Annotated in this window: 3 protein-coding genes; 2 read left to right on the forward strand and 1 reads right to left on the reverse strand. The window is 59.7% G+C overall.

Annotation, left to right across the window (positions count from 1 at the left end; genetic code table 11):
* Together EAY64_RS20040 and EAY64_RS20045 are read left to right on the forward strand one after the other, a co-directional pair.
* Nucleotides 1–1,421 (forward strand): TonB-dependent receptor (locus tag EAY64_RS20040; protein WP_122081983.1); only part of this gene is annotated, 1,421 nt, incomplete at its 5' end.
* Nucleotides 1,422–1,582: 161 nt separating this feature from the next.
* Nucleotides 1,583–2,593 carry a hypothetical protein gene (locus EAY64_RS20045; protein ID WP_199106639.1) on the forward strand — a complete coding sequence of 337 codons (1,011 nt, stop codon included), beginning with the start codon at nucleotides 1,583–1,585 and terminating at the stop codon, nucleotides 2,591–2,593.
* 120 nt (nucleotides 2,594–2,713) lie between these two features.
* On the opposite strand, the gene EAY64_RS20050 is transcribed toward EAY64_RS20045, so the two are convergent.
* On the reverse strand, nucleotides 2,714–3,229 hold the full coding sequence (locus EAY64_RS20050; RefSeq protein WP_103526508.1) for a TlpA disulfide reductase family protein: 516 nt from the start codon (nucleotides 3,227–3,229) through the stop codon (nucleotides 2,714–2,716).
* Nucleotides 3,230–3,355 lie beyond the last annotated feature (126 nt).

Genomic DNA, 3,355 nt, shown 5'->3' on the forward strand with positions numbered 1-3,355 from the left:
TTGCCAACCAGCGCATGGACATGACCGACAACAGCAGCAGCCAGTTCAACCTGCATTACAACGGCCAGTTTGGCTGGGGTGAACTGGATGCACGGCTATACGACCAGTATGTACGGCACAGCATGGACTTTGGCGATGACAAGCAAACCGTCTACGGTAGCTATGGCGGTATGCCGATGGACACTGCCAGCCATACCCTGGGCGGGGCGCTGGTGCTCGACCTGCCGCTGGGCCAGCGCGACAAGCTGAAGCTGGGTAGCGAATTCCAGCGCTACGGCCTGAATGACTGGTGGCCGGCTGCCGGCAGCGGCATGGGCATGATGAGCCCCAATACCTTCTGGAACATCAAGGACGGCACGCGCGACAAGCTGGATGTGTTTGCCGAATGGCAGGCCGACTGGACTCCGCAATGGCGCAGCATCCTCGGCCTGCGCGCCTCCCAGGTAAAGAGCAATGCCGGCAATGTGGCGGGCTATAACAGCATGGCCTCCTATGCCACCGATGCCGCTGCCTTCAATGCGCTGAACCATCAGCAGACCGACCACAATATCGACCTGTCCGCCCTGGCACGCTACACCCCGTCGGCCGGGCAGCAGTACGAACTGGCCTACGCCCAGAAAACCCGCTCGCCCAATCTGTACGAGCGCTATACCTGGTCCAGCATGGGCATGGCCGCCATCATGAATAATTTTGCCGGTGATGGTAACGGCTACTTCGGCAACCCCAACCTCAAGCCGGAAGTGGCGCACACCCTTAGCAGCAGTGCCGACTGGCATGCCGCCGACGGCAGCGCCTGGGGCCTGAAAATCAGCCCCTACTACAGCTATGTGCAAAACTACATCGATGCCCAGCGTTGTGGCACCAGCTTGTGCGGGGGCAGCAGCAACCTGACCAGCACCAACAGCTATGTCACCCTGCAATACGTCAACCAGAACGCCCAGCTGTACGGCGTGGATGTCAGCGGCAAACTGCGGCTGGCCAATGGCCGGCAATACGGCAGTGTCGATGCCACCGCCCAGCTCAGCTACACCCGTGGCGAAAACCTGACTACCGGCGACAACCTGTACAACATCATGCCGCTGAATGCCAAGCTGGCGCTGGTACACACCCTGGGCCAGTGGAGCAATACCGCCGAACTGCAGCTGGTGCGTGCCAAGACCGATGTCTCGGCCGTGCGTAATGAAATCAAGACGCCAGGCTACAGCCTGTTCAACCTGCGCAGCCGCTATGAGTGGAAACAGTTCAGCGTGGATGTGGGCGTGGACAATGTGTTCAACCGCTACTATGTGCAGCCGCTGGGCGGGGCCTATACCGGCCAGGGTTCGACCATGTCCAAGAACCCCAGCGGGCTGGGCGCATGGGGGACTGGCGTGCCGGGTGCTGCCCGCTCGCTGTATACCGCGCTTAATTACCGCTTCTGATTGCCTGATGCTGGCAGGCCACGCTGGGCGTGGCCGCAGAAACTACAGCCTGACTGCGACAAAATGTCGCAGTCAGGCTTTTTTCATCAAGCGAAAGCTAGCGGATCGCCCCGCTTGCCAGATAATCGGGGCGCTCGCTTGAATGACAAAGGTTGATAACAATGAACATAAGCAAACTTGGACTGCTGGGCAGCGCACTGCTGCTGGCCGGTTTCTCCAGCCAGGCACTGGCCTGTGCCAGCTGCGGCTGTACGCTCAGCTCGGACTGGGAAAGCCAGGGGTTTTCCTCGCAAGAAGGCCTCAAGCTGGATATCCGCTACGACTACCTGAACCAGAACCAGCTGCGCCAGGGCACGCATAGCATTTCTGCTGCCAATGCCAGTCAGGTGACCACCCCGAACGGGGATGCGCAGGAAGTGGAGAAATACACCAAAAACCAATATCTGACGCTGGGGCTGGACTATGCCTTCTCCAGTAGCTGGGGCATCAATGTGCAAGTACCGTACATCGACCGCCAGCACAGCACGCTGGGGCAGGGGTCGGATGGTAGCACTCCGGTGGCTGACGGTGGTTCATATGACTCGCACACGCAAAGCCTGGGTGACATCAAGGTACTGGGTCGTTATCAGGGGCTGACCGCCCAGCATAATCTGGGCCTGTTGTTTGGCCTGAAGCTGCCCACCGGCAGCCATACCCAGACCGGTACGTCTACCGACCCGTCCAATCCGGGGGATAGCGCCAGTATCGATCCGGGTTTGCAGCCGGGCACCGGCACCACCGACCTGATTCTGGGCGTGTATTACTTTGATGCGCTGAACAAGAACTGGGACTACTTTGCCCAGGCCACCGTGCAAAAAGCCCTGGATACCGTGGACGAATATCGCCCCGGCACCGGCTACAACGTGAACGTGGGCGTGCGTTACATGGCCTGGCAGGGCATTACCCCGCAGCTGCAGCTCAATACCCGTTATGTGATTCATGACCATGGCGACAATGCCGACCAGGTCAGCACCGGCGGCACACTGATGTATCTGAGCCCGGGTGTATCGGTGGCAGTGAGCAAGCAAACCACCCTTTACAGCTTTGTTCAGCTGCCGGTCTACCAGAAAGTGAATGGTGTGCAACTGGCTCCGCGCTACACCGCCAGCGTGGGCGCGCGCTTCGCCTTCTGAGTCAGACAACACACCGGTGGCGGCCAGGCCTTGCACAATCCGGATCGGCTTGCCCCGACCCAGGCGCGCCAGGCTATCTTGTCAGCCGCTGTCAAACCGGGGCCCTGCAAGGCCCCGGTATTATTTTGCCTGCAGCCAGGGGGTGACCTCAGCCTCCAGCACCTTCTCGTCCACCGTGGGGCTGCCCACGCTGCCATCGCGGCGCAGCACGCCCTTGCGGTCGATGACAAACGTCATCGGCAAGCGCCAGATACGGCCAAAGCCGGCTAGCTTGCTGTCACGGCCAAGCGCGCCGCTGTAAGCAAATTGCTGCATGATGGCGCGTACGCTCTTGTCTTCGCTGGCTTCATCCATGCTGACGGCAAATACTTGCAAGCCTTGTTGCTGATGTCTCAGGTAATAGTTTTGCAATGCCGGCATTTCTTCGCGGCAGTAGCTGCACCAGGTGGCCCACAGGTTGATGACGACGACCTGGCCGCGCAGCTGGGCAGTACTGACCGACTGCCCCTGCAGGGTGTGCAAGGTAAAGTCCGGTACCGGCTGACCCACTTCCAGGCTAGCAGCCATGGCGGGTAGGGGGCTGAGCAGGCCAATAAGCGAAAAGGCGGCAAGGGCTCTATGCAGGAAACTTGGCATGATTCAGTTTGCTGAAGTTGGGAAGGTATGGCGGTGCAGACGGCACTATAGCATTGTCTGTGTTTGATGGCCGGGGAATACCTGGTCTGGCTGCGACAATATGCCACATTTTTAATTCCGGCCAAT

Origin of the sequence: Aquitalea palustris (assembly GCF_003693445.1) — a bacterium.
In the GTDB taxonomy this organism is placed as follows: domain Bacteria; phylum Pseudomonadota; class Gammaproteobacteria; order Burkholderiales; family Chromobacteriaceae; genus Aquitalea; species Aquitalea palustris.

Excerpts from the sequence above, each read along its gene's own strand:
- EAY64_RS20045 (WP_199106639.1), top strand. The coding sequence starts at position 1,583 with ATGAACATAAGCAAACTTGGACTGCTGGGCAGCGCACTGCTGCTGGCC.
- EAY64_RS20050 (WP_103526508.1), bottom strand. The coding sequence starts at position 3,229 with ATGCCAAGTTTCCTGCATAGAGCCCTTGCCGCCTTTTCGCTTATTGGC.